Origin of the sequence: Pseudanabaena sp. UWO310 (assembly GCF_006861605.1) — a bacterium.
Lineage (GTDB): Bacteria > Cyanobacteriota > Cyanobacteriia > Pseudanabaenales > Pseudanabaenaceae > Pseudanabaena.
On sequence record NZ_SELU01000029.1, the window covers coordinates 15,290 to 42,052 of the forward strand.

At 43.7% G+C, this 26,763-nt stretch carries 18 protein-coding genes; 7 read left to right on the plus strand and 11 right to left on the minus strand.

Features of this window, described 5'->3' with window-relative positions; all coding sequences use genetic code 11:
* Positions 1-5 precede the first annotated feature (5 nt).
* Genes PseudUWO310_RS11410 through PseudUWO310_RS11420 form a run of 3 tightly spaced genes read left to right on the plus strand, consistent with a single transcriptional unit; the run spans position 6 to position 1,352 of the window.
* Positions 6-293, plus strand: coding sequence for a DUF6464 family protein (locus PseudUWO310_RS11410; RefSeq protein WP_142601284.1), 288 nt, complete (start codon positions 6-8; stop codon positions 291-293).
* Between the two features lie 50 nt (positions 294-343).
* Complete coding sequence (rbfA, locus tag PseudUWO310_RS11415) at positions 344-727, plus strand: 30S ribosome-binding factor RbfA (protein WP_009627305.1); 384 nt, start codon at positions 344-346, stop codon at positions 725-727.
* Complete coding sequence (locus PseudUWO310_RS11420) at positions 720-1,352, plus strand: MotA/TolQ/ExbB proton channel family protein (RefSeq protein WP_142601287.1); 633 nt, start codon at positions 720-722, stop codon at positions 1,350-1,352. Before rbfA ends, PseudUWO310_RS11420 begins: the two co-directional genes overlap by 8 nt.
* 42 nt (positions 1,353-1,394) lie before the next feature.
* Here PseudUWO310_RS11420 and PseudUWO310_RS11425 read toward each other — a convergent pair whose 3' ends face one another.
* From PseudUWO310_RS11425 to PseudUWO310_RS11455, 7 genes are all read right to left on the minus strand, one after another.
* Positions 1,395-1,862, minus strand: a complete 468-nt coding sequence (locus tag PseudUWO310_RS11425) for a chemotaxis protein CheW (RefSeq protein ID WP_142601289.1) — start codon at positions 1,860-1,862, stop codon at positions 1,395-1,397.
* A gap of 45 nt (positions 1,863-1,907) precedes the next feature.
* Positions 1,908-5,363 carry a hybrid sensor histidine kinase/response regulator gene (locus tag PseudUWO310_RS11430; RefSeq protein ID WP_190315989.1) on the minus strand — a complete coding sequence of 1,152 codons (3,456 nt, stop codon included), beginning with the start codon at positions 5,361-5,363 and terminating at the stop codon, positions 1,908-1,910.
* Between the two features lie 28 nt (positions 5,364-5,391).
* Positions 5,392-7,986, minus strand: coding sequence for a methyl-accepting chemotaxis protein (locus tag PseudUWO310_RS11435; RefSeq protein WP_142601294.1), 2,595 nt, complete (start codon positions 7,984-7,986; stop codon positions 5,392-5,394).
* Between the two features lie 305 nt (positions 7,987-8,291).
* Positions 8,292-10,655, minus strand: a complete 2,364-nt coding sequence (locus PseudUWO310_RS11440; RefSeq protein WP_142601297.1) for a methyl-accepting chemotaxis protein — start codon at positions 10,653-10,655, stop codon at positions 8,292-8,294.
* A gap of 91 nt (positions 10,656-10,746) precedes the next feature.
* Complete coding sequence (locus PseudUWO310_RS11445; protein WP_142601299.1) at positions 10,747-11,274, minus strand: chemotaxis protein CheW; 528 nt, start codon at positions 11,272-11,274, stop codon at positions 10,747-10,749.
* 248 nt (positions 11,275-11,522) lie between these two features.
* Positions 11,523-11,888 (minus strand): response regulator transcription factor, encoded by a 366-nt coding sequence (locus PseudUWO310_RS11450; protein WP_009627313.1) that lies wholly within the window; start codon positions 11,886-11,888, stop codon positions 11,523-11,525.
* Positions 11,889-11,988: 100 nt separating this feature from the next.
* Entirely contained in the window at positions 11,989-13,179 is a 1,191-nt protein-coding gene (locus PseudUWO310_RS11455; RefSeq protein ID WP_223805631.1) for a response regulator, read from the minus strand.
* A gap of 1,367 nt (positions 13,180-14,546) precedes the next feature.
* Between PseudUWO310_RS11455 and PseudUWO310_RS11460 the strand changes: the two genes are divergently transcribed.
* A complete protein-coding gene (locus PseudUWO310_RS11460; protein WP_190315991.1) occupies positions 14,547-19,016 on the plus strand; it encodes a PAS domain S-box protein in 4,470 nt (1,489 codons plus the stop codon).
* A 151-nt stretch (positions 19,017-19,167) separates the two neighbouring features.
* Here the strand turns inward: PseudUWO310_RS11460 and PseudUWO310_RS11465 are convergent, their stop codons facing one another.
* Positions 19,168-20,553 (minus strand): UDP-N-acetylmuramoyl-tripeptide--D-alanyl-D-alanine ligase, encoded by a 1,386-nt coding sequence (locus PseudUWO310_RS11465; protein ID WP_142601306.1) that lies wholly within the window; start codon positions 20,551-20,553, stop codon positions 19,168-19,170.
* A gap of 127 nt (positions 20,554-20,680) precedes the next feature.
* Positions 20,681-21,781, minus strand: a complete 1,101-nt coding sequence (locus tag PseudUWO310_RS11470; protein ID WP_009629559.1) for a hypothetical protein — start codon at positions 21,779-21,781, stop codon at positions 20,681-20,683.
* 414 nt (positions 21,782-22,195) lie between these two features.
* Between PseudUWO310_RS11470 and PseudUWO310_RS11475 the strand changes: the two genes are divergently transcribed.
* A complete protein-coding gene (locus tag PseudUWO310_RS11475; protein ID WP_142601309.1) occupies positions 22,196-23,020 on the plus strand; it encodes an MOSC domain-containing protein in 825 nt (274 codons plus the stop codon).
* 178 nt (positions 23,021-23,198) lie between these two features.
* On the opposite strand, the gene PseudUWO310_RS11480 is transcribed toward PseudUWO310_RS11475, so the two are convergent.
* Together PseudUWO310_RS11480 and psb28 are read right to left on the minus strand one after the other, a co-directional pair.
* Positions 23,199-23,714, minus strand: a complete 516-nt coding sequence (locus PseudUWO310_RS11480; RefSeq protein WP_142601311.1) for a molybdenum cofactor biosynthesis protein B — start codon at positions 23,712-23,714, stop codon at positions 23,199-23,201.
* Between the two features lie 14 nt (positions 23,715-23,728).
* The gene (gene psb28, locus PseudUWO310_RS11485; protein WP_142601313.1) at positions 23,729-24,070 is read right to left on the minus strand and encodes a photosystem II reaction center protein Psb28; all 342 of its coding nucleotides are present in this window, start codon (positions 24,068-24,070) and stop codon (positions 23,729-23,731) included.
* Between the two features lie 627 nt (positions 24,071-24,697).
* Between psb28 and PseudUWO310_RS11490 the strand changes: the two genes are divergently transcribed.
* The gene (locus PseudUWO310_RS11490; RefSeq protein WP_142601316.1) at positions 24,698-25,723 is read left to right on the plus strand and encodes an MBL fold metallo-hydrolase; all 1,026 of its coding nucleotides are present in this window, start codon (positions 24,698-24,700) and stop codon (positions 25,721-25,723) included.
* 85 nt (positions 25,724-25,808) lie between these two features.
* Positions 25,809-26,702, plus strand: coding sequence for a M23 family metallopeptidase (locus PseudUWO310_RS11495; protein WP_142601318.1), 894 nt, complete (start codon positions 25,809-25,811; stop codon positions 26,700-26,702).
* The last annotated feature ends 61 nt before the right edge of the window (positions 26,703-26,763 follow it).

A 26,763-nucleotide genomic window follows, 5' to 3' on the forward strand; every position in this document is an offset into this window, starting at 1 on the left:
ACAATATGTTAGACGTAATGATCATTCTATTAATAGGTATAGCACCACCAATCCTATCCCTATGGATACTTCATCGCACGCAATCGCACTATCGCCAAATAAATTTGGCGATCGCAACTCCCCTAGCCCTCAAGCTCACAGCATTGCCCCCCGCTGATCTGACCTACATTGATGGGTTTGGCTATGCGATCGGTCAAGTTAGTTGTAAATACAATGCGCGATCTGCATATCTTCGTTGTGCTGTCAATCCCAGTGGGGCTTGCCAAGATTGTTGCCATTACGACAGTCTATAATTGAAGCTCCTCAGATATCATGTCAAATCTGCCTATCAAAGTACAAATTTATGGCTACTACTAGAAGAGTCGCGCGAGTCGCCGAATTAATTAAGCGGGAAGTCAGCAACATGCTGCTCAAAGATATTAAAGACGATCGCGTTGGCATGGGCATGGTTAGTGTCACCGATGCCGAACTATCGGGCGATCTCCAGCATGTGAAAATCTTTGTCAGTATCTATGGTACTGAAGAAGCAAGACAACAAACGATGGAAGCTTTGGCTTCCGCAACAGGCTTTATTAAACGTGAAGTGGGTCAAAGGCTTGCCCTACGTCGTGTTCCCGAAATAGTCTTCCATGAAGACCGCTCCTTTGAACGGGGTGTTAAAGTCCTATCTCTAATCAATCAACTTAGCCGAGAACGCGAAGAAAAGGAGTCAACCCCAAGTGATTGAGTTGATTAAAGCGGGTGGGATAGTTATGTATCCCCTCATGCTTCTATCCGTATTTACTTTGGCTGGGATCATGGAACGCCTAATCTTTTGGTTTGGCATTCTGAGACAGGAGAAAAAAACTGCCGAAAATATTTTAACGATCGCTCGGCAAGATCTCAAACTCGCTGCGGTAGCGGCGGAGCAATCCTTAAAAGTGCCTGTAGCCCGATTTCTCTACGCGCCCTTAGCCCTAGAAGATCCCGATCCTGAGTTATTTCGCCTTGCCCTTGAGAGTACCGCCGATGAGGAGTTAGCGGGAATGCTCAAGGGGGAAAAACTGCTAGAAGCCTCGATTACCCTAGCACCCTTATTAGGGCTATTAGGAACGATTACGGGACTAATTGTTTCCTTTGGGTCTCTAAAAATTGGTGATGTGGCTGCCAATACAAAATCAGGCTCCCTAACCCAAGGGATCGGCGAAGCCCTGATTACAACGGCAACGGGATTGATCATTGCAATTTTTGCTTCCGCATTTCACCGCTTGTTCTTAGCCTTTCAAGATCAACAAAGTAAGCTATTTATAAAATTTGGTAACCAGTTAGAGTTAATCTACCGCCAACATTGGCAGCAGCAATCGCGATTGTAGAAAAAAAGGTTCGCCAAGCGAACCTTTTTTTCTACGGATTCTCTAGGGCTTGGTCGGTGATGCCATTTTGAGTAATAGCTCGGAGTCTAGGAGAAAAACCGTTTGCGGCTCGGATTTTTTGATAGGGACTTGCATGATGTGGCTAGAAATGCCGAGGGAATCGCGATCGCGATATTCGGGGGTTATTGCCTGCAAGGTATGGACGGGGACATCTGCCACATTGGGCAAAGAGGCGATCGTAATACCATACAAACTATTTTTGCCCGTAAAAATCACTAAAAAACCCTTGGAAATATTAGTTTCCGTAGCATAGATCTGCTTATATAAATCGATAACTAAAACTTCATGCTCCTCATAGGTGGTTATTCCCAAAAGCTTGTTACCGCTACGATGGATAGTCGGCAAGGGAATAATTTTCACCACGCTATCCAGCCCTAACGCTAAATTGAGATTTCCCATCGAGAAGATTAAAAATTTAAGCTTTTCTTCTTTTTTCTTGTTACTGAGCATAGTATTTGGTTGAGGATTGGGATTTTAGAGCTAGGAACCGAATTGCTAGACTGGTTTCTCTAATGGCTGATCCAAGGGTTTCTCCACGGTTAGCCTTTGAATAGTTTTAATTAATTCTTGTTCAAGATAGGGTTTGGTGAGATACCCTGAAGCCCCCAGCATCTGAGCAACACCGCGATGCTTAGATCCACTGCGGGAAGTTAGCATGATGATCGGCATGTTTTGATAGCGGCTATCTTTGTGACAGGCTGCTAAAAACTCAAATCCATTCATATTGGGCATTTCCACGTCACACAATACAGCCTGAATTTCCGCATGTCTTCCTAGCTGATCGATCGCATCGCGTCCATCGTTAGCTTGGATTACCTGATAGCCAAATTTGGTTAAGGTGAGATCGAGGGATTGGCGAGCCGTAAGGGAGTCATCCACAATGAGAATGGTTTTCCTCTGGAGTACATTTGGTCTCGCTTTTAAGGCTGGTGGCTCGAGGGTTTGCTCGCTGGTCAATGGCAACAAGGCAACGGGCACTTTTGCAGGAGTCAGGATATCAAGTAAAGCCGAACTATCAATGACTGGGACAAGTGTGCCATCTCCCAATACTGTACAGCCGTATAGATAGGGCGGTGGCGCGATCGCTTTACCAAAAGGTTTAATCGCTAATTCCTGCTCGTTTAAAACGCGATCGATTGGCAAAGCGACAATCTCCACATCATCGGAAAATAATAATAATGTGATCTGATTTTCATCGGTGAAAGTCTCGGTATTAAATATATCTAGGGATTTCTTAGGCAGTGGATATCCATCCGCAAAGATAGACACAGGATAGAGGGGAATCAACCGATCCTCAAAACGATAAAACTCTCTACCTTGAATAATTTGAATTTCATCGGGATCGATAATCACAATCCCTAGTAGGGTGTCAATGGGGATTGAGAGCAAGCGATCTTCAATGCTGAAGATCAACAACTTGGCAATACTGAGGGTAAGCGGCAATTTAATCGTAAAGGTTGTACCTTGACCGACCTCAGATTTAATGTCAATGGATCCTTTGAGACTACGAACTTGCTCATAGACCGTAGCTAATCCCATCCCTCGCCCCGACAGTTCGGAAACCGTATCTGCGGTCGAAAAACTGGGAGCAAACAGGAATTGATAGGTTTCTTCGTTGGAAATCAAATTGGCTTTTTCAAAATCCAATAGCCCTGCTTCAATCGCCTTAGCCTTGATATTGGCAGGATTAATTCCCTGACCGTCATCTTTAACTTCAATATAGGTTTGGTTACCGCGATAATAGGCTCGAATTTCAATGGTGGCAATGAGGGGCTTGCCGAGATCGATCCGTTTTTGGGTCGGTTCTGTACCATGATCGAAGGCATTGCGCACGAGATGCACAAAGGGATCGTAAAGCTTTTCGAGAATGGATTTATCAACTAACGTCCCCGTTCCCAATAGTTTGAGGTTGACTTGTTTATTATATTTATTGGACATCTCCCGCACCATGCGGGGCAAGCTGCTGAGAATATCGCCCAAGGGCAACATTCTTGCCCAGAGTAGGTCATACCGCAACTGCTTCAAGATTTGTTGTTTACGACGTTGGGTTTGCTGCGTTTGCTGCATGAGCATAGCCATGTCGCGCATCCCTTCATCCATCTGGGCAATATCTTCGAGAGCCTCTTGGATAAAACCATGCAAGCGGTTGTAAGAATCCATTTGTAATGGATCGAAATCAGCTAATAAATCGATGGATGTTTGGGGTTGAGATGAAGTTTGTATTTCTTGAGTCGCGACCTGTTTTCGTTGGGCTTTGTCAAGCCAATTTTGAAGATTTTTGGAAAGCAGCTCAAAACTTTTAAATTGTTTCTGAATACGGGCAATCTTGGAATGTAACTGCTGATTTTGCAGATGCGAAGCATTCTCTTGAGTCACTAATTCGCTGGAAACGTTATTGAGGCGATCTAGTCTGGGTAAATCAACCCGTATGGTTTCAGAGATATAGGGAGCGACATTTCTTTGAGAACTAATCGTATTTTGGGGAATAGCAATATTCGCTGTAGATTTCGGTGACGGCACAGGCATTGCCGATTTCTGTGGAGAAGTAACTTGTCTAGCTGATTTCTGTGGGGATACGACTGGCTTTGCGGGTTTCTGGGCTGATGGGGCTGGGTTTGCGGGTTTAACCTGTTGGGGCTCAGGTAATACTGACTCTTTTTGATTGAAAAAATCTTGTAAGTTTTCTAATGTTTGCTCATCGTCGAAATGCTCAACTGTATTTACGTTTAATGATTCATGTTCGCTAACATCTAAATTTGGGGTAAAGATATCGAAGTTCTGATCGATTTGATCGATATCTAAAGCGTCAAAGTTCTCAAATTCGTGAGGCTCGTCTAGGGGCTCAAAATTTAATTCTGAGGAAATATTATTTAAATCCTCAAAACTTGACGTTTCCCCAAAATCCTCTATATCCATTTCTGTAAATAGAGGAGGCTGTCCATTAACATTTTCAGGGTTTAGCTGCGATAGGAATTCGGACTGATCATCTAATTCTATGAATGAAATATCGTCGATTTGCTGTTCGAGGGATTGAAACCAATGTTCGGGATCGTTCGCATCTTCATTTGAATTTTCGCTTAAATCTATACTTAAATCTATACTTAAATCTATACCTAAATCTCCATTTAAGTTTTCACCAAAAACTATAGATTCAGCATGGTCTAGATCGGATTGCGCAAGGGTAATCAGCTCTCGACTCGGTTGACCGCCTTGGGTGCGATCGCCTGCTAAAACAGCCGCGCGAGCTGCTTCAAAATTGGCAACTGCAACCTTACCCACTAAAACGGGATATTCGGGGTTATGTTCTAGGGCTTGGAGAGTGGCTTGGGCGATCGCTTTAAAGCCCGATAAATTTAATAATTCCCCAATGCCATTAAATACCTCTATTTGGGCGCGAATTTCACCCTTTACGGGTACACCTTCAGGGTTGGCGAGGACATTTTGGAGGCGCAAGATGCCCTGTTGCACATCTCCTTCAAAGACAATTTGCACGATATCTACACCCAGCTCGGCGGCCGTTGGCAATTCAACCTCTTCGTCAGTATTACCTAGGTATAGTTTTAATACTTCAAACACTGGCTCCGCAGCGGCGATCGCTGATTCCGCTTCATAATGCCCCAATTGCAGTTGATCCATGAGTGGCAGGCGCAAACAATCGTAGGCTTGCAGCAGCAAACCCTCGACATCTTGATCGATTTCGCCTTCAAAGCGGTAAAGCGATCGAAAGACATCTTCTAATTGATGGGCGATCGTTTTAATTCCCTCAAAATTAAGGCTTGCCGCACCACCCTTAATCGAATGAGCCGCTCGCATAATTGCATGAACATTGGCGGTACTCCGATCCTCACGCAGAGAGAGCAAACCAGTTTCAATCGTCTGCAAAAATTCAGGTGCTTCTTGCTTAAAAAATTGATAGGCTTGATCATGAATTTCTGTGTCTGAACTGTACATGGTTGCTGTGTTGCTTCTCTTCAATAGGTTAGCTGACTTTAAACTGTGCGACACTGACTTGCAATTCCTCAGCAACCTGTAGCAGATCGCTAAAGGAATCATTCAGGACTTGGACGTAGCTAGAATTGGAATTAGCGATCGCGGCAACGTTTTGGATAGTGCGGCTTGCCTCATCCGACGTTTGTGATTGCAGAGAAGCGGTTTGCGTAATTTCTCGTACTAGTTGGTTGACGATCTGGCTGGAACTAGCAATGTCAGAGAGTTTTTGACGGGTTTCTTCCACCAGTTGCGAACCACTGTTGACCTGTCTTGTCCCCAACGCCATGGTTTTGATGAGGTCGTTAACTTGGGCTTGAATTTCTTCGATCAGTTGGCGAATTTCCGTAGTTGCTTTTGCCGAACGTTGAGCCAGCGCTCGCACCTCGTTGGCTACTACCCCAAATCCTTCTCCTTCCTCCCCCGCTCTTGCCGCCTCAATGGAAGCATTGAGCGCCAACATATTGGTTTGGTTAGCAAAGCCGCTAATCAGCTTCACAACCTTGGAGATTTTCTGGGAGGCTTCTCCTAGCTGTTGCACTTTTTTGGCTGTTTCGGCAACGGTGTCCCGAATGACGGTAAAACTTTCAACGGTAGTATTCATCGCGGTATCGCCTTCCGCGAGAGCCTGATTCGTCGATTTTACCTGTACTTCAGCTTGAGATGCTTGCATTGCCACCTTGGCGATGGAGTTGGTCAGCATTTGAATCCGCTCGAGGGTTTGGGCGATCGCCAATACCTGCTCTGAGGCTCCATGGGATACGTTTTGGATGGTTGCTTGGTTGCGATCAACGTTGTGAGATACCGATTGTGATGCCGACTGCACAGCTAGTACGAGTTTGCGTAGACTGCTAATTGTGGAATTATAAAAGTCAGCGATCGTGCCAATTTCATCCTCCGTCACCTTTGCGCGGATGGTTAAGTCCCCACGACTGATTGGATCGACCTCAATTAGTAGTTCTAAGGCTCGTTTTTGCAGGAATTCTTTAGCCTGACGTTGCTCCTGAATGCGTAGTTCTGCTTCAGTGCGAGCAGTTTCCTGCCGAGCTTCGGCAATGCGTTCCGATTCTAGTTGTTTTTCTGCAATCAAAACTTCTAGTTGCTCAGCCATCTTATTAAGCTCTTGCGACAAGGTACCGATCTCATCACGCCGCTCGCTATCTGTCAAACGTTCCCCCATTTCCCCCCTCCCGATCTTTTGCGTAAAGCCCGATAAGCGGCGTAAGGGACTGGAAAAAGAAACAGCGATCGCCAAACCCAGCGCACCTGCCACTACGATCGAAATTGCGGCAATCCCGTAGCCCTCAATGGACAATTTGGCTAAAAGCTCTTGAATTTCGGTAAAGGGACGCGCTACCGCCGCAATGCCTATGGGTTTAGCATTGGGGTCAATTAACTTCCGATGGTCGTAAAGAGGGCTATAGAATGCCGTCTCATTTATGCCTGCAACGTTAGTTTCACCGATATAATCCTGCCCTTGCTGAAGTACAATCTCCGATACTTCACGGGCGGCGCGAGTGCCGATCGCTCTAGTATTGTCAAGATTTTTCGTATTTACGTTAACGTAGGGAGTATTGGTGCTAATGCGCCAATCCTGAGCAAAGATCGATGCAATTGGCATGTTATATCGTTTAGAGAACTTATCGACAATGCCATAGTTGCGATTGAGTAAAGTTCCCACTACAGCCGTGCCAACTACGCGACCTTTAATCTTGATCGGGTATACTGCCATGCTCACCAATCCAGACTTGCCCTGCTCAACGTTATAGTTTCCTTCTGGGGCTGGTTGCTTCGGTTCTGGTAGCCCCTGAATGAGCTGAGGACGCAAGCCAATATTGGCGGGTTTCTCCAAGCCGAGAGTTTGCAATTCCTTGGATTTGAGCAATTCGATCCCATACATGGGCTTGCCTGTAGCGATCGCATCTTTGACAATGGGAAGATCCGCCAAATTAGTACCTGTGGGAACGACTCCCGATTTGTAGGATTGAACTATTAGCTCTGAGCCGCTGGGCGCAAGTGGTGGAAACTTAGAAAAATCTTCATCAAGAACGAGGATATTACCTTCAATACTGCGTCCGAGATTATCAGTAATTAACTTAACATGCTTGATTGACTCTGGATCTTTACCTTCACTACTAATCTGTAAAAGGGATGGGAGACTAGCCCGTTTAGTGGCGAGTTCCTGCGGATCACTCACATTCAAATTATTATCTTCAATGGCTTTAGCGATCGCCTCCGCATCCTGTTTGCTTTCAGAATTCGTCCACATTACGTACTCCGACACAAAAAACGAACCCTTTTCCTTCAGGGAAGTCCGTAATTCTTTGATCGCCGATTTTTCCGATGAACTAACTAGGGTTTGCGTCACAATTAATACAGGCAGCCCCGAAGCTAGCAATAGGACAATCGATAATTTCCATCTTACGCCTAGGTTATTCCAAGCTTGGGCTGGCCATTTCCAAAAAGGGACTTGAGGCTGAGGTATGGGTTCCTTGACTTTAATCGCAGTGATCGATCTTGATTGGGTTGGGATCGTTTTTGCCGTGGGATCGGATGGAGGAATATCGGGCTTGTCTTTTAATAACATAATGCTAGCTCTGGGACGATATATTGATTGGTTAGAAACTTGGAAATCTCAGTTTGATTTTCTATTGGAATTTCTATTTAACTTTCTATTGGAATTTCTATTTGACCCTCTAAGGAATGAAAATAAGCATCTTTTATCTCCATTCCTTTAAATTAATAATTGATAATTATTAATTATTAATTTAAGTAAGTGGGCTTAATTAAATATAAAATCCTAAAACCTGTGGCGCAGCTTGCGCCGAAGGTTTTAGATCGGAATTTTAATTATGCTGAGGTACTTAATAGTCATTGCGAAAATAGAAGATCTTAGACGACTTTGAACTGAGATACGCTCACCTGTAGATCTTGCGCAACTTGCACGAGTTCGGCAAACGATCGCGCGACATCTTCTGATTGCTTCGATGTATCTTCAGCAATCGTGGCAATATCCTGCATGGTAGCCCCCATGTGATCGGTGGTTTTAGTCTGATTATTAGCAGCGATCGCAATTTCACGAACGATGGAGTTAACCTGTTTGCTAACCATAGAAATTTGGGTGAGTTTTTCACGGGCATTCTGCACGAGCTTGGTTCCCGCAACTACCTGTTCGGTACCAGTTTCCATCGCCGCAACCACTTCGTTTGTTTGAGCTTGAATCTCTTCAACCAGTTGCTCGATTTCTGCCGTTGATGACGCAGACTGTTCTGCAAGGTCGCGAACTTCTTCCGCAACGACGCTAAATCCTCTTCCTTCTTCACCTGCTCGCGCCGCTTCGATCGCCGCATTGAGTGCTAGTAGGTTGGTTTGAGCGGCAAAGTTACTAATCAGGTTCACAATTCGTGAAATCTTTTGGGAAGTTTCCCCCAATCGTTTTACCTTCTTCGCCGTTTCCGATACCGTTTCCCGAATTTCGGAAATCCCTTCCACGGTTCGGTTCATGGCTTCATCGCCTTCTTGCAAAACCGCAACAGTTATTTGCATTGACTGTTCCGCCTGTTGCGCCCGACTCTCTACGCCTCGGCTCGACTCCGCCATTATCTTGACTTCTTGCAATGCTGAATTGATCGATTCGGACTGCTTAATTGCTTCCGTAGATACCGATCGCACCGATTGCTCACTACTCGTTGCGGTCTTCGTAACCGACTGTGATGCCCCCTGCACCTCAATTACCAGCTTACGCAGGTTACGAATAATCGCATTGTAAGAGTCGGCGATCGTTCCCACCTCATCGGCGGTAACATTTGCCCGAATCGTCAAATCGCCTCGGCTGACGGGATCCACTTCCATGAGGAGTTCTAGCGCCCGACGTTGCAGAAATTCCTTCTCTTGCCGTTGCTGTTCGGCGCGTACGTCAGCCTCGGTTCTTGCCTCATTACGAGCATTCTCTAACCTTGCTGCCTCCTGCTGTTGTTCATCAATCAGGGACTTGATTTGATCAGCCATCCCATTGATATTACTCGATAGCACGCCGAGTTCATCTTCACCCACAACCTCTAAGCGCGTCTCCAGATCGCCACTACCAATTTGAGCAACAACCTGTGCCGCGTCGCGGATCGGCTTAACAGCACGATTGGCAATCAAGGCTGCCAAAAGTCCTACTAATATGGCTGTGACACCTGTTCCTATCGCTAGGGTAATTACGAGATCCCGTTGAGACTTAAAAACCACATCAGCCTCAACCGTAACGATTACGCCTAAATTCAGATTAGGCATATTGAGATAGGTACTCAATGGCGCATAGGTCAATAGTTCTGTCTTATTAGTTATCTGATCAACGTGTATTTGGGTTTCTGGTGTTTTGTTAGAGATTGCTGTTGCTAGCTGAGGAAATAGTTCCTTAGATTGAACACTTTCTTCAGTTTTTTCCTTGGCTAGAAATACCTTGCCAGCCATATCAATCAAATGATACTCATCTTCTTCGCCCAAAATCCCTTGGATAACATTATCAAGGCTTTCGATCGGCATTCTTGTCCGTACCACGCCAATCAATTTATTCGAGCCAGTTTCTTTTACGGGAGCAGATATAAAAAAGTTAACCGTCTTATTGACTGTCGATTTACCTGGCTGACTGATAAAAGGTTGTCCCGTAGCTAGCGGAGTTTTAAAAAAATCACGTTCCTTAATGCTAGGAGCAGGATCTTGGGTGATGGTAGAACGGAGTGGTGTCGTTCCATCTAACTCAGCAAAGGCAACTAGACTATATACCCCATAGGTCTTAGCATATTCATTCAAAACTGCTTCGCGTTCTCCTTGGCTCATTACTGCCTGTACTTTACGATTAGCCAGAATTGGGTGTGCAGCTAATACTTGAATGTCCCCATAGCGGGCATACATAAAGCGATTAATTTTATCAGCGATCGCGAGGGCTTTCTTTAGCTGAGTTTCCCGAATACTCTGATCTAATGAACGACTGGAAAAGTAAGAGGCTACGCCGCCGATCGCCACCACAGGAATCGTACTGAGTAATACGGCTAATAAGGTGGTTTTAGTGCGTAGGGATAGCGATCGCCAACCCCATTTAGTAGGATTCGGGGCAAGGGGAAGCGGCGGTGGCGCTTCAAGTAAATTTTCGGGAGAATCTAGTTTGGTTCGATCAACATTTTGCCCATCAGCCCCATCATTATTATTAGTAATTTCCTTAGCTTCCAAGGATGGATCTTGATTTTTGGGTTGGTTATCTTGGGTCAACATTGCCGATTCTCCTTAAACTTTTTAAAACTTCTACAAAATATACAAAAGTACAAACCATCTAAGCGTCTACATAACCAAAACAAGTCTCAAACTAGGTCTGAATAACTTGCGCGATCGCATTGCCATCCAACACCAAAAACGTCTCGCCACTCGCACTTAACCAATAACCTTGGCAAGCCTGCTTCGTGGCTGGACTGGTAAAGGCGTGGGATGAGGTTTGAATTTTGGCGCGATCGCAGCGGATCATCTGCCCCACATTTGACACCACCAGTCCGATCGCATTGCCTTGGCTGCGTAAAAAGACAATATGGTATCGATCCTGAAACTTTTCTTGAGTAGATTCCTGCGCGTAAAGGGGCGTATAGCCTAAGAGACTGGCAAGATCGACAGCCCAAATGACATCGCCCCGCCAGTTATATATACCCATGACGTAGGGAGCCAATCCTGCGATCGCCGTAATCTGGGACAAACTAATTCTGACAATTTCAATTAGCTGATGGGTTGGTAATAATGCTTGCTGTTCTTTCACGAGAGAAAATGATAGAAACTGCTCGCTATCCGACCGTCCTGCATCTAACTGAGTTATCTTTTGCTGATTACCTATCATCTGATTTGCCACGGCGATCTCACTGCTACTTTCTAGGGGATATTATCGATTTTTGAGCGTTTGCCTTATTTCTTATTACTTTCTGGCTATTTTTTTGTTATTTTCTTTTTGTTGATTTATTTATTTCTTGCTATTTATTTTTTTGTTTTTCTTGTTATTTCTCTTGTTATTTCTCTCGTTATTTCTCTCGTTATTTCTCTCGTTATTTCTCTTGTTATTTCTCTTGTTATTTCCCTCGTTGTTTTACTTGTTATTAGGCATCAATCTTTTACTAATAATCTAATCGTCCGCACTAGCTCATCGATGTCAACAGGTTTGGTCAAATAAGCGGAAGCCCCTTGTTTCATGCCCCAAAATTTATCCATCTCTCCACTCTTCGTCGAGCAAAGGATAATCGGAATATCTTTAGTTGTCGGCTTATCTTTGAGATCGCGACATAGCTCAAAGCCGCTTTCATTGGGTAAAACCACATCTAATACAATGGCGCTGGGCTTCTGCTGACCAATTTTAGTTCTGGCTTCGTCCCCACTCATTGCCAAAATGGTATTAAAGCCAGCATTTCTCAAGCTGCCAATGATAATCTCAGCCTGAGTCATCGTGTCTTCAACCACTAAAATTGTACTCATATCTGGTTTTTTCCTCTTTAAAATTAATAATCAAATTAATAATCAAACTAATAATCAAGCTAATGATCAAGCTAATGATCTAAGTGAGAGCTATTGCAAATTAGTTGGTTTCAGGTACTTGCAAAAACTTACGCATTATCTGCATAACTTTTGCAGGATCTGGAGGCTTGCTCATAAAATCAGAGGAGCCCGCCATCTTTGCCCGCACCCGATCAATCATCCCATCCCGTCCCGTCAGAATCACGATGGGAATTTCTTGAAATGTAGTCGTTTTTCGCAAAAAAGTACATAATTCATAGCCATTGGTATTTGGCATGATCAAATCAAGAAAAATCAAATCGGGCTTCCGTTGTAATAGGGTGCTCACACTTTGTAAAGGCTCAGTAATTCCTAAAACTTCATAACCTAAGGGCTCAAGGATATGGCGCATTTCTACGGCTACTTGCGGACTATCATCGATGCAGGCAACCAGTCCTCGGCGCACCATTTCCTGAGACTTACTAGGCAATTTCCATTTCGAGGATGTCCAGTCAGGCACTTCCTGAAAAGCGACAATTCCATCAACAACTAACGGTAAAAGCGATCGCATGACAGCAATCATCGAGCAGTGCATGATGATCGACATGTCCCATAGAGTATTTTTGCCATTAACAATTTTTTTAAGCGTCCTATAGGTTTTAGAGGTGATAGCTTCCGCCTTTAGCATCACATCCAATTGATCGGGATTGTTAATGTAAGGAGCTAAGTCAAAGGAAAACCCTTGGATCATGTTTTGGACATGGGAAAGCCCCGCCTGTTGCCACCTTTGCTGAGCCGCCACGACACTATCTAGAGTTTGCCCCATAGATAGGGCAACTACGGGTTTAAAGACTAGGGATTCTAGCGGCTTCCAAGATGATTTGGGCTGTTTTTGATTGCTGAGACTATAAAACACCTCATGAATGCTGGACTGAATGACCGCTCTCACCTGTTCTGTGGTCAAAAGGTTGTCTTGAACAGCCTGCTCGATGACCTTTAACTCCCAAGCCTCAGTAGTGAGATCGGCATGTTCGAGCAGTTCTTGAATATTGATATTAGGTGAATGCTGTCGAATGGCTCTAGCCAATCTGCGAATGCGATGCTTGCCGCCAGTTGCATATACTAAACGCCCAAGATAGAAATATATGTTCCAAACAGGATCGGCTTCATTGTCGCCAGTCACCAATAATTCACCAGTAGCCTGTTGAAACAGAACATATAAATGCTTCAAATCTTGGATAAACTTAGGAAGGGCTTGTATTGATGTGTCCACTGGAGAAAGTTGGGTAAGTAGCATTTGTTTGCTGTATCGAAAGCCAAAGGGGCTAAATAGTATTTATCACTGACTATTCCCTTATTGCATAAATACCTTTTAAACTGACTGACTGCCTGATAATCACAAAACAACCATGTAAACAGCCGTATAAGCGGCTATGTAAACAGCTATGTATACGTTTACTATAATTGCATTTATTTATCTATAGAACAAGAACAATTCTTAGCTTAAGTGATTTTGTATAATTGGATAGCTTTGGAAGAGGTATCTTACCATAGTCCTCGTTTATTATCTCGCTTATTATTATGCTCCCAGAAAATGTTTGATAATTTTCATTGTTTGAATTTATTATTTAAATTTATTATTTGAATTTATTATTTAAATTTATTACTTGAGCCTATTATTTCAATAAGTTGTTTGCATTTCCATAACAAGCCTATCTCATAAATTCAAGGGTCAAATGTAGCAATTGTCGATACAAGAACTAAACCCTTATTTAGTAGGATTAGAAATTCGCCATGTCCAATCCTACGATCATTATGTAAAATTTTATAAATACAGAATAATTTAACAAGACCGATGGATACTCATGGGGACAGCTCTGTTAAATTGTTTAGTGGTTATTGAGGATTTAGATTCATTTACTTACCAATTAAGTCGATCTCAAGGCGACTTAATTCGATCTATTCTTAGGATAAACAAATATAAAATACATTGAAATACATTTAAATAAATTTGTTGATATATTTACTAAGATTCCAGATTTCAAGAGTCTTCCAGCAGTTAGTTTTATTCTTTGAATTTTAGTTTCAAATGTATTTAACGGTATGTAAACTTAGTTATCTTGTTAGTTGTTTGATTAGTTATCTTATTAATTGTTTGATTAATTGTTTGATTAGTTATTTTATTAGTTGTTTTAAATGTGCCGTAGCATTCCTAAATCATTTACGAGAAAAATGGGGCTTCGGCTGCGCTCAGCCAACGTATTCAGCCAACGTATATATATGCCTGAGAATAGTCGAAGCCCATCACACTCATTCAGGATTTCTATATGAGAATCCCAAGCAATTTTGAGAATTACCTAGGCGCAGAAATATCCTTCTCAAATCTTTCCTGAATCTTTCCTAAAACCGAGGAAACCAAAAACATTTGCCAAACATTTCCCCAATATTTAGCAAACACTTGGCAAATGTTTGCTAAATGTTTGCTAAATGTTTGCCAAGTGTTTGCCAAGTGTTTGCCAAGTTGATAAAAATTGGGGCTTCACAGCCTAAACATTCAAAAATTAAAGTAAAATTTTATTAAGGGATGTTTGAGTAAAAAAAATATAAATTTTTTGCGGGTAAGATTTCGTGTTTCAACCTATGTACGCTGAAAATCAGCAATTCCTATTTGAACAAGCAATCATCCGCGATCCCTTGACAATTGCGGCAAGTGCAACAGTTGCTGAAGCGATCGCTTTAATGAGCAAAGGCGGACAGACCTGTAGTTTGTCCTGCGATATTGATACCGCGTTAAATTTGCAATTAGCTCATGCTCAAAACAGTTGCGTCTTAGTGACAGAGGGGAAAAAACTGATCGGGATTTTGACTGAGCATGACTTAATCAAGCTGGGAACAGAGACTGTCAATGATGGGGAATTCCCCCAAAAATCCGTAAGTAATTTACTGGAAACTGCGATCGCTGAAGTAATGACCTATCCCGTTCAGTCGCTGCTGGAATGGGAATTCATCGATATCCTCGTCCCCATCAATCGCTTTCATCGCTTTCATATTCGTCATTTGCCCCTAGTCAACGATCTAGGTGAAGTAGTCGGATTGATCACCCATGAGAGTTTACGGCAACTACTACGCCCCATCGATATGTTACGCCTACGTCGGGTAAAAGAGATAATGGTTACCGATGTGGTTTGCGCCCGACAGATGGATTCCGTTGCGAAGGTCGCTAACTTGATTTTAGAGAGTTCCGTTAGCTCGGTCGTGGTGGTTGAAGAGCGAGAGAATGCTTTATTTCCCATAGGAATAGTTACGGAAGGTGATATTATCCAATACCTTGCCTTGGGATTAGATCTATTTACATCACCAGTACAGTTGGTGATGAGTTTCCCACCCCTATCTATCGATTCCGAAGAGACATTATGGGATGTGCGGGAATTAATGCAAGAGAGAATGATCAACCATGTGCTTATTACGAGTGCCGATGGCAGATTAGAAGGAATCGTCAGCCAAACCGATCTATTAGGGGCAATCCAACCAACGGAAATTTACAAATTAGTCTCGATATTGGAAACAAAAATGTCAAGGCTAGAGCAGGAAAACCTCGAACTACTCAAAAGTCGTAATAAGTTATTAGAAAGCCAAGTGCAGGAAAGAACGACCGCACTAGCCCATAGTAATGATATGTTTCGCCAATTTGCTGATAATAATCGCGGGGTGATTGTAATTCGCGAACTTTCTTCAGGCAAGTTACTTTATGTAAGTCCGAGATATGCAGAAATCTGGGGGAAATCCAATGAAAGTTTATACCAAGATCCCGATTCTTGGATGCAATCTATTCATCCTGACGATCAAGAGCGTATTGCTCAAGCCTATACTTTAACGGCTTTTAGTGGTTGCTTTAGTGAGGAATATCGCATTGTGCGTCCCGATGGAGATATTCGATGGATTTGGGGACGCTGCTTTCCTCTCAAGAATAGTCATGGCGAAATTGAACAAATTGCCGCTGTAGTTGAGGATATTAGCAATCGCAAGCGCCAAGATCTGCTCTTAGCAAAGCAGCGACAAATATTGGAGTTAATCGCCCATGGTGCGGAGTTATCGCAAATTCTGACTGCGATCGTGCAATTCATTGAATCGCAATCCCATCAAATGTATTGCTCGATCTTACGGGTGGAAGGAAAAAACCTAGTCTGCGGCATCGCCCCCAGCCTTCCTGAAAGCTATATAACAGCGATCGCAGGTATCGAAATCGGCGAATATGCAGGATCTTGTGGAACGGCGGTATATCGAAAAGCCTCCGTCATCGTGACCGATATTGCGACCGATCCCCTATGGCAAAACTATCGTGATTCCGCTCTAGAGGCTGGGTTGCTTGCCTGTTGGTCGATACCTATTTTTGCTAAATCAGGGATTGTCTTAGGCGCATTAGCGATGTATTACCCTGAAATTCGGACTCCTTCCAATGATGAGATGGAATTGGTGAGTCTGGTCGTTAATCTAGCTAGCTTAGCAATTGAACGCAAACAGGTAGAGACTGCTCTGAGGGAGAGCGAAAGCAATCAAAAAAATCTAATTGATGCTTTACCCGATTTAATTATACGGATGTCTGGGGATGGAACTTATCTGGACTTTTTCCCAACCGAAACCTTTAACATCTTTGATACAAAGGAAATTATTGGCAAAAATATTTATAATACTGATTTCCCCATAGATTTGGCAGAAACGCGAATGCAATATATTCGTAAGGCTTTGCTGACGGGTAAAAGGCAGATCTACGATCAAGAAATTATTATTGATGGGAATTTACATGTTGAAGAAGTCCGCATTTCTGTTTGTAGCGAGAACGAAGTTCTGATCATTGTGCGCGATATTAGCGATCGCAAATGGGCGGAGATGGCGTTACATCGTAGCGAGCAACTCCTGAGGACGAGTGAGTCTCTATTGAGTGGCATGTTCGAGCAGTCAGCGGTGGGCATGGCAATTACCGATCTTGACGGTAAATTTATCAGAACTAATCCCTGCTATCAAGAGATGATTGGCTATTCTGAACGGGAATTAGCATCAATGCGATTTACAGACAATATGCTGCCTGAGGATATAGAAGAGAATCTCCGATTGCGGAATCTTGTTCTTTCTAACGAACTTGAAAGTTATCACATGGAAAAGCGCCTCTTACACCGAGATAACAGGACGGTTTGGGTGAAGACAACCAGTTCCAAAATCGTTAATGAAGTCGATCATACTCCATTTTTTATTGGGATTATTGAGGATATCAGCGATCGCAAACAGGATGAAGCAGCCTTGCAAAGTTTAGTCGAAGGGGCGGCTGCTCATACTGGTGAGGACTTCTTTCCCACCTTAGCAGAATATATTGCCAAAGCCCTAGGAGTGAGTTATGTCATTGTCTCTAAACTTATGGAGGATCGATTGGAGACCATTATCTCTTGGATCGATGGAAAGCAACAACCAGTATCGATCATCCCTTTAAGTAATACTCCTTGTTCGTTGACAATTAAACAAGGAAAATACTGCTGTCCTGAGAAATTGAAAAGGTATTTTCCCGATTGCGAATCCGTCAAAAATTTACCAGTCGAATCCTATCTAGGGAGGGCAATCTTTAGCAGTAGCGATAAGCCCATCGGCAGCCTATGCATTCTTGATCGCAAACCGATCGCTAATTTGGAGAGAGCCGATGCGATGCTACGGGTTTTTGCCGCTAGGATTAGTGCGGAAATCGAAAGACAGGAGGCTATTGATGCCCTCTACCAGCTCAATCAACAATTAGAGCTAAGGGTCGAGCAGCGCACCAGTGAACTAAAAGCCGCGAATCAACAGTTGGGTGAAACGAATGCCGAACTCGCGCGAGCCACTAGACTGAAGGATGAATTTCTTGCGAATATGAGCCATGAACTCCGTACTCCTCTGAATGCAGTTTTAGGTATGTCTGAGGGGTTGATATCAGGAGTGTTTGGTGATGTCAACGATCGCCAAAAGCGATCGCTATCCCTAATTGAAACGAGTGGTAGACATTTACTGGAATTAATTAATGATATTTTGGATGTAGCCAAAATTGGTGCAGGGAAATTAGATCTCGAAATTAGTCCTGTAGCTATCGATTATTTATGCCAATCAAGTCTGAACTTAGTTAGGCAAGCAGCACAAAAGCGCAATGTCCAACTCCGCCTATCAATCCATCGCAACCTGAAGACGATCGCTGTGGATGAGCGGCGAATGCGTCAAGCCTTGATTAATCTGCTCAGTAATGCGGTCAAGTTTACGTCTAATGGTGGCAATGTCAAATTGGAAGTTAAGCTTCAAGATATCGAGGCAACAACCCTAAAGGCAAGTCCTGAATATTCCCATGTGATCGTTTTTTCTGTCACGGATACGGGCATCGGTATTTCTCCAGCCGATATCTGTAAATTATTTCAAGCCTTTGTTCAGATTGACAGTAGTTTAAATCGACAATATTCGGGAACAGGGCTGGGGCTTACCCTTGTTAAGCAAATTGCCGAATTGCATGGCGGCTGTGTGACTGTAAATAGCCAAGTTGGGCAAGGAAGTTGTTTTTCTATCTTTTTACCCTACAAGTTGGAGAGCAGATCTCTAGATAGGGAGCAGACTCATCCCGTAACGGAACATCATGGCGAAGCGGGACTAGCAAAGCTAGAGAACTTAGAGAACTTAGAGAACTTAGAAAATAACTTATTAGAGAATGGTTCTGAGCAAGATTTATTAATTAATCCTCTAATTTTGTTAGCCGATGATAACCCAATTAATATTGAAACCTTTGCCAATTACCTAACTAGTCGAGGATATCGGGTGATTTTAGCGGCTAATGGTCAAGAAGCAATCGATCTAGCGATCGCCCAAAAGCCCAATCTCGTGCTTATGGATATCCAAATGCCCGTACTCGATGGCATTGCGGCGATTGAAATTATCCGTGCTAATCCGTTTCTCAAACATATTCCCATTGTGGCGCTAACAGCTCTGGCGATGCAAGGCGATCGCGAGAAATGTATGGCAGTTGGAGCCAATGAATATCTAGCAAAACCCGTACAACTTTCCCATCTAACTGCAACTATCCAAAGGTTATTGAGTAGTTCCGTATTATAGCTATATTCACTTAAGTCAGGACAACAAACCCAATAGAGAGTTGCGGCGCTTCGCGCCGCAACTCTCTATTGGGTTTGTTGTCCGAATATAGCTATAAAAGATTTCTTGGGACTTCAAGGGCATGGCGGCGCAAAGCGCCGCCATGCTATCTCTAGTGCCAAGTTTCACGAAATGCTTTGACAACATGATCCATCCCAACCGATCGCGATGCTTTGAAAAGAATGCGATCGCCCTGTTCGACTTTTTGTAAGAGGGTTTGGGTAATGTCGTCATAAGACTGACAGGCGATCGCATATTTCAACGAACCATTGGCTCCAGACAGGATGGCATCAGCCTCACCATCGATCAAAATAATGGCACCTTCGATGCCTAATTTAGCGATCGCTTCGCCCACTTGACGATGCAATTGGGAAGACATAGATCCTAACTCTTTCATGGTTCCTAGCACCGCCCAATGACGCTTTGCGGGCATATCAGCTAATTGACGCAAAGCTGCTAGCATTCCTTCGGGAGAAGCATTGTAGGTTTCATCAAGAATCATCACATCCTGCGGTAATTCGTATAGCTGCGCTCTGCCAAAGGGCAGATCGAGCTTGCCAATGCCTTGCAATGTCTGAGCCCAATCAAGATTGAGGGCTTTGAGAACGGCTAAGCCTGCGAGAAAATTTAAAGCATTGTGGCGACCTGGCAAGGGTAATTCCCATATCAAACCTTCGACATGCAATTTGTTATTAATGAGTTCCCCATTAACATCGCCCATACCTAAGCCATAGGTAATGGTTTTGCCCTGCCAGACTTTGGTAGCTGTTTCTAGTAACAGCTCATTACTTGCATTGAGAATTGCCGTGCCATCGATCGGGGTTTCCGCAAGGAGTTCGCATTTAGCTTGGGCGATCGCCTCTCGCGAACCTAATCTACCAATATGAGCCGTACCCACATTGGTAATTACACTAACTGTGGGCAAAGTAATTTTGGCAAGTCGCTCGATTTCCCCTAAACCACGCATTCCCATCTCTACCACTACAAAATCATTCCGATCGGGGACGATCGCTAATAGGGTTTGGGCTACGCCAATATCATTATTATGATTGGCTTGACTTTTATGAACTTGCTTGTCGGGAGCCACATAGCAAGCCAACATACTCGCAATCATTTCTTTAGTGGTGGTTTTGCCAACGGAACCTGTAATAGAAATGACGGGGCGTGAAAACTGCAATCGCCACCAACGCGCTAGCTCCTGATAGGCGGTAAGAGTGTCATCAACCGCTAGGAGTGGTAGCCCAGTTGCCGCATCTGAGTTAGCCCATTCCCGATTCACAATTGCGGCTACGGCTCCTTTAGCGATCGCTGCGGCAACAAAAACATGACCATCAAAATTTTCGCCAGTTAAAGCCACAAACAACTCACCAGTTTCAAGTTTGCGACTATCGGAAATAACGCCCCTTATTTCTATATTGTTTCGCGTATTTTCGTCAATATTGGCAACCGTTGCCGATGTAATGGCGATCGCTTGGCTAATCGTACAAATACAGGTCATGCTTGATTTTTTTCTGTTCTTAGCTTTTCTTTACTGAAGATATCAAGTCTCAACCTGTTAGAAAAGTCACGCTTTTGGCGTTTTTTCTAACAAGTTTATCGACTTAATCTGCTCAGCTTTATTATTATCAGGCTTCAGGCAGCACATCATCACCAAACATTTCATTCAAAGCCGTAAGATAGGGCTCAAATTCCTTGACATGCCTCTCATCGAGATGGGTATGCATTTCTTGAGAGAGGAGTCTGAGTAAAGTCCTTACCAATTCCCAACTCACCTTTAAAGGAGGATAGAGCATTATACAAAGGGGAAAAAGCTCTTGCTGAATCGAAGATACACTCTTTTCTAATACGCAAAGACAGAGATAAACTTGAAACATCTCAATGTCGCGCAAACTAGAAATACGAATTTGAGGCGAACTCAGCACGCCGCTATAGCATTGATAGTCCGAATGCATAATCAAGGTCTTTTGTGAGACTTGGCGGGCAATTTCACTGGTCAGGGAGAGTAAATGACGGACAGACTCAAGCGCGATGTCATCATATTCCAGATCTCCTGCGGCCTCGTAGCATCTTTGCAATGGCATATAAAGGTGATCGTCAATTACCTTGAAGTAAGAATTCACCATCAATTTCTCTAGAGGCGGAAGGGCATTCAGCAGCATCTGCCCGCTGTAGTGAAATTGCATACTGACAAAACCAATGGTGCGCGGATCGACGGATGTATATTTTTTGCGAATCTTGCCGACATTTTGTGCGATCGCCACCGATAACTGTCCAACTGTTGGTAGCTGAGTATAGGTTTCGAGTCGCTGATATTGTCCATCTTCAGGCAAATCGATTTCCAACAGGCGATTGTTAGCATTCTCGGTATAAACCTTGAGAGCCGAGTCCAACAAAAAACGCGAATCCGTAGCGATTTGCCAAGGATCGATTAAATCTGCGGATATACCGTGAGCTTGCAACTGTCCCATCAATAGGGTTTCAGTCTTTGCCCAAGCTTGTGCGCTAGAAAAACGCAGGGATTGTAAGAGATTGGCGGCTGTAGCTGCTCGCCGCTCTGATGATAAAATTTCCCCCAGATCATTAGATTGAATACTCTGCTTGGGTTTATCGACCTGTAAATTTTGAATATACTTCTTTGCCCAAATATTCGCGAGAGTCGAGATAGAAGTACTTGTAACGTTTTGGAAATCTTCTCTAAGATTATCTACAAGAGTATGTCCGATCATTGAGACTCCGAAAGAAAAATTTTTTGTTAAATTAGTAACATTATATTTCCTCCCTCTAACATAGTTAAGGTTTAGTTAAAAATACTTATTTAACTAGCTAAGGGACTTGCGGTTTAATGAAGTACCAAATATAAAACCAGAATCGGTGGCGCGACTCCGCCGCGCCACCGATTCTGGTAAATCTGGATTGGTATCTTATTTTCTCGCAAGTCCCTAAGCATAAGTAATCTTAAACCCCAGAAGAGTGTAACGCCCGCTGCGCGGGCGTTACACTCTTCTGGGGTTTGTTTTTGTTTAATGAGTGGCGGCGCAAAGCGCCGCCACTCATCTCTTGGGCTTTGATTTGTTCTAGCTATAGAGGAATATTTGGTAAGGTTTTTCCATCAACATCTACATTTCAATGTCATAGCTCCTATGGTAAGCCTCAGTAAAATTCTGATTTTTCCCATCAAATCCCTCGATCCTGTTTCCTTAAATGAGATAGAGATTTCCTCTGGTGGAGCCTTAAAGGGCGATCGCGAATTTGCCATAGTTGATCGCCATGGGAAATATATCAATGCCAAGCTATATCCCCAGATTCATTTAATTAGAGCCAATTACCACCTAAGCGATCGCCAAATCCATCTCCAAATCCATCACCAAAAAGATCACCAAAAAGATCACCAAAAACAGGAGCAAAACGAAGTATTTACTTTTCATTTAGATCGAGAGAGAGAATTGCTTGCCAATTGGTTGAGTGAATTTTTCGGTCAAACCGTAGAACTTCGCCAAAATGTTGCCAATGGATTTCCCGACGATCTTGAGGCTTGGGGGCCAACTGTGGTTTCGGAGGCATCTCTCAAAACTGTGCAAAGTTGGTATGAAGAGCCGAGTATTAACTTAGAGCAAATTCGGCGGCGCTTTCGTACCAATTTAGAGATCTCAGGTACAGCCCCATTTTGGGAAGATCGGCTATTTACAAAGTCGGGGGAAACAGTCCCTTTTCGCATAGGCTCGATCCAGTTTTTAGGCATAAATCCCTGTCAACGCTGCCCCGTTCCTACCCGTGATGCTGATACAGGCGAAATCTATCCCAAGTTCCAAAAAATATTTTCTAGTCAAAGAGCGGCAACTTTGCCAGATAACGTAGAGCGATCGCGCTTCAACCATTTCTACCGATTTACCCTGAATACACGCATTCCCGTAACTGAAGCAGGCAAAGTTCTCAAATTAGGAGATTCTCTGCTAGTCAGCCCTTAAGAAAAGAAGGTTGGCGCTTCGCGCCAACCTTCTTTTCTTCTTTTACCTTATTGCAGTTTTCATTTTGCCTACGGCAAAATGAAAACTCAAACCCCTTACTAGAATTGTTTTTTGTTTTCAAATGAGTACGCACTCCTTTGAAAACCGCAATAACATACGTAGCGACAGCTAGAGATCACTAATGTAACCCCTTTAATTGACGGACTAGATGAATGATTTCGGGCAAAATTAGTTGCTCGATCGCTAGTTTTACCGCATTACTCGATCCAGGCAGCGAAAATACTAATTTTCCTTGGTAAATTCCTGCTTCCGAACGCGAAGCGATCGCCCTCGAACCAACCTCTTGCCAACTCAAATAACGAAACATTTCCCCAAATCCTGGGAGTGTTTTTTCGAGTAATGCCGAGATCGCGTCATAGGTGGTATCCCTTGGCGCGATCCCCGTCCCACCGTTCAGGATAATAGCATCGAGATCGGCGATCGTTGCCAAATTAAGCATTTGCTCCCGAATTTCGTCGGGTTCATCCTTAACGAGGGCATAGTAATCCAAGATATGCCCAGCATTGGTCATCGATTGTTTGATGAAATTTCCGCTTTTATCGGTTTCAGGGGTACGGGTATCGCTAACAGTAATCACGGCAAAATGAACTTGATAGGATGGAGGATCGGGACAAGGGTTTTGAGATGGCTGCATAGTTTTTTTTAATTTTATGCTTTGTTTAAACTCATGCCGTTAGCTTCAGCATAGCGATTCATAAATCGCAAAAAACGTTCCCATTCGTTCTGTCCATTAAGTTTATGAATTGCTTCAATCCCTGCTGATTTACCATTGATGAATTTAGCATTGACGTTACGAGTCACCATTTCGCCTTCTTCATCAATCATGTACATTCCGAGGATCTCATTGTTACCTGCATCTGCACCAGCCATACAGTTGGGTGACTCGAAGATAAACACAGCAACACTGGTATCTCCGTCTTTAGACCTTGTGATTTTGACATCTGAAGCTTCTTCATCGATGCCGATCGCCAACTGTATTTTTGCTGTCATTTTAAAACCCTGAATAACCGTGAATAAAACTTTTTAAAAGTATATTCTTATTAACATAACCCAAAATTAACGCAAATCTCCTACCACCTTAATCTTCAATCTTCACTTGGGCTAGATAATGACCGTAATACGAAAGCTCAAAATGGCTACGCCATTTTGAGCTTTGAAAACCCTTACTGGGTTTAGTTTTTAATTCACAAAAGCGTCGTCACACTTTCGTGAATTGATCTAAAACCTGCGGCGCACGCTGCGCGTGCGCCGCAGGTTTTAGATCTGGATTGTAATCATACTGAGATACTTAGCTACTTAATTTGAGAAAGGGTTTGCTATGCAAACCCTTTCTCAAAGCCCAAAAGTAAAAGCTACAGTCACTTGAATTAGGACAAATCAAACCCCAAGAATTGACTGGCGGCGCGAAGCGCCGCCAGTCAATTCTTGGGGTTTATGTCCTAGTACATTTGGCGATAGCTATAAATACACTTGGTGACAAGGATCAGGCAACAGCGATAATTTTTCACCCAAAAGGGTTAGGCAAAGCCAAGCGATCCCTAGCCTTTCTAGGTTTTGATTTGGTTTACACTAGTCTGGAAGCGTTGCAGCTTCAAAATCTAGCTCCAAGGAATTAAGATGCTGAAAAAGCTAAAGATTAAATACCTTTTGGCATTCTTGTTGGCAGCGATCGCCACAATAATGTCCATACTGCTCGGATATGGTTGGAATTATGCGAATGCCCAAGCTCAAAAGCCAGATCCCACAGTGCTTCTGGCTCAGGGAAAACCCGTAGAAACAAGTATTACCACGGTAAGCTTGCAAGGAGCGGGTTTGCAACTGCAAGAGGTAGCTCAAGGAGTTTACGCCCTAGTGGCGAGTACCGATTTTCCGCCCATAGCACCGACAATAGCCATCTGTAATGGCGGCTTTGTGATTGGTAGTGATGGCGTGTTAGTAATCGATCCGTTTCAAACGCCCGAACTCGCTGAGTTAATGATCTCTACGGTAAAATCGTTAACAGATAAGCCCATTAGATATGTCTTAAATACGCATTATCATTTCGATCACACTGGAGGTAATGCTGCTTTTGTAAAGCGTGAAGTCCCAGTAATTGGTCGTGGGGTGATTCGTGAATATATTCAAAGTGGCAAAAATAATACGGGTGGGGTTACTCCACCAACGGTAGTGATCAATAGCCAAACCGATCTTTGGTTAGGCGATCGCCAAGTGCGGATCGAGCGGGTAGATGGACATTCCGCTGGAACCGACTTAGTTGCCTATATACCTGATGCTAAGGTTTTATTTTCAGGTGATATGGTCTTCAATAAGCGGATTCCCTACACAGGTGATAGTGATATTCGGCAGTGGCAGGGTAGCCTTTATCGCTTAATTGCTTCTTATCCAGAAGCAAAAGTCGTTCCTGGGCATGGAGATGTAACTGATGTGACAGGTTTACAGGCACAGCAAGCCTATTTCAGTGGATTAGAGCGTCTCGCACTGGAATGGAAGGGACAGATCTTGACTAAGGAACAAGTTCTTGAGAAGTTTGCCAAAGTACCTGATTTGTACAAAGACTACAAATTTAAAGGGCTATATTCTACTAATTTAGAGTCAGCTTACGAACAATTTACACGTAGCGCCACGATTCCTTTGATTCCCTAAAAACAATCTGCGGTCAATATGCGCCGCACTTTGTGCGGCGCATATTGCAAGCGGATATCTCAGTTCTTTACCCCTTGATGCAGTTATGGTTGCTCGTCCTTTCCCGTTTTCGATCAAATTACCATTACTAGTTAGTTTGATTTTGGTGTCGGCGATCGCGGCGGCGATCTTTGGTGCAGCGAGGGTCGATGCTTTGCAAGCAATTCTCAAACCAATGAATCCCCTCCTTGGCGATACGGTATCGGTTTGGATCGTGACGGATAAAACCACCAAGACCCCGCCGAAGGTATCGATGAATAACAAACAATTTCCTGCTTTTGCCATGTCAAGCAATCGTTGGCGAGCATTTATCCCGACAACGCCTCTAGATAAAGCAGGTGAACGTCAGGTATTGGTAACAGGGGATGGCTTGAAGCAAACCTTGCCTATGCGGTTAGGCGATCGCGAGTTTCCCACGCAAAGTATCTGGATTAATGATTCGGGGGGAGGTTCCGAGCCAACGGATTACGAGTGGGATAAGGTTTCCGCCTTTAAAAAATTAGTTACCCCTCAGAAATTTTGGAATGGCGCTTTTTTAAGACCCAATGATGGCGAGATTACAACAGGTTTTGGCGTACAGCGCTATTACAACGGGGTATTTGCCGATGATTATTACCACCGTGGTGTTGACTACGCAGGTGGATATGGTTCACCAGTAGTAGCGCCTGCGGCTGGCTATATTCGTTTAGTGGGAACGGTAGCTCAAGGCTTTCTTTTGCATGGCAATACCATTGGGCTAGATCATGGTCAGGGGGTGGAGAGCATTTTTTTACATCTCAGTAAGATCTATGTCAAGGAAGGCGATTTCGTAACGGCAGGTCAAACGATCGGTGCGATCGGCGCAACGGGCGCGGTGACGGGTCCCCATTTGCATTGGGGTTTGTATGTAAATGGGGAAGCGATCGATCCTGTAGCTTGGCGCTATGAAGGGGTGGAGTAACCAAATGTTATAGCTACCATCAACTAAAAAAGAGGGTTGCCGCGTGGAGCGCGGCAACCCT

What these genes read in the sequence shown, in the direction of transcription:
- PseudUWO310_RS11495 (WP_142601318.1), top strand. Translation starts at nt 25,809, where the DNA reads ATGGTTGCTCGTCCTTTCCCGTTTTCGATCAAATTACCATTACTAGTT.
- PseudUWO310_RS11425 (WP_142601289.1), bottom strand. Translation starts at nt 1,862, where the DNA reads ATGCTCAGTAACAAGAAAAAAGAAGAAAAGCTTAAATTTTTAATCTTC.
- PseudUWO310_RS11435 (WP_142601294.1), bottom strand. Translation starts at nt 7,986, where the DNA reads ATGTTATTAAAAGACAAGCCCGATATTCCTCCATCCGATCCCACGGCA.
- PseudUWO310_RS11490 (WP_142601316.1), top strand. Translation starts at nt 24,698, where the DNA reads ATGCTGAAAAAGCTAAAGATTAAATACCTTTTGGCATTCTTGTTGGCA.
- psb28 (WP_142601313.1), bottom strand. Translation starts at nt 24,070, where the DNA reads ATGACAGCAAAAATACAGTTGGCGATCGGCATCGATGAAGAAGCTTCA.
- PseudUWO310_RS11430 (WP_190315989.1), bottom strand. Translation starts at nt 5,363, where the DNA reads ATGTACAGTTCAGACACAGAAATTCATGATCAAGCCTATCAATTTTTT.
- PseudUWO310_RS11470 (WP_009629559.1), bottom strand. Translation starts at nt 21,781, where the DNA reads ATGATCGGACATACTCTTGTAGATAATCTTAGAGAAGATTTCCAAAAC.
- PseudUWO310_RS11410 (WP_142601284.1), top strand. Translation starts at nt 6, where the DNA reads ATGTTAGACGTAATGATCATTCTATTAATAGGTATAGCACCACCAATC.
- PseudUWO310_RS11450 (WP_009627313.1), bottom strand. Translation starts at nt 11,888, where the DNA reads ATGAGTACAATTTTAGTGGTTGAAGACACGATGACTCAGGCTGAGATT.
- rbfA (WP_009627305.1), top strand. Translation starts at nt 344, where the DNA reads ATGGCTACTACTAGAAGAGTCGCGCGAGTCGCCGAATTAATTAAGCGG.
- PseudUWO310_RS11465 (WP_142601306.1), bottom strand. Translation starts at nt 20,553, where the DNA reads ATGACCTGTATTTGTACGATTAGCCAAGCGATCGCCATTACATCGGCA.
- PseudUWO310_RS11460 (WP_190315991.1), top strand. Translation starts at nt 14,547, where the DNA reads ATGTACGCTGAAAATCAGCAATTCCTATTTGAACAAGCAATCATCCGC.
- PseudUWO310_RS11475 (WP_142601309.1), top strand. Translation starts at nt 22,196, where the DNA reads ATGGTAAGCCTCAGTAAAATTCTGATTTTTCCCATCAAATCCCTCGAT.
- PseudUWO310_RS11440 (WP_142601297.1), bottom strand. Translation starts at nt 10,655, where the DNA reads ATGTTGACCCAAGATAACCAACCCAAAAATCAAGATCCATCCTTGGAA.
- PseudUWO310_RS11480 (WP_142601311.1), bottom strand. Translation starts at nt 23,714, where the DNA reads ATGCAGCCATCTCAAAACCCTTGTCCCGATCCTCCATCCTATCAAGTT.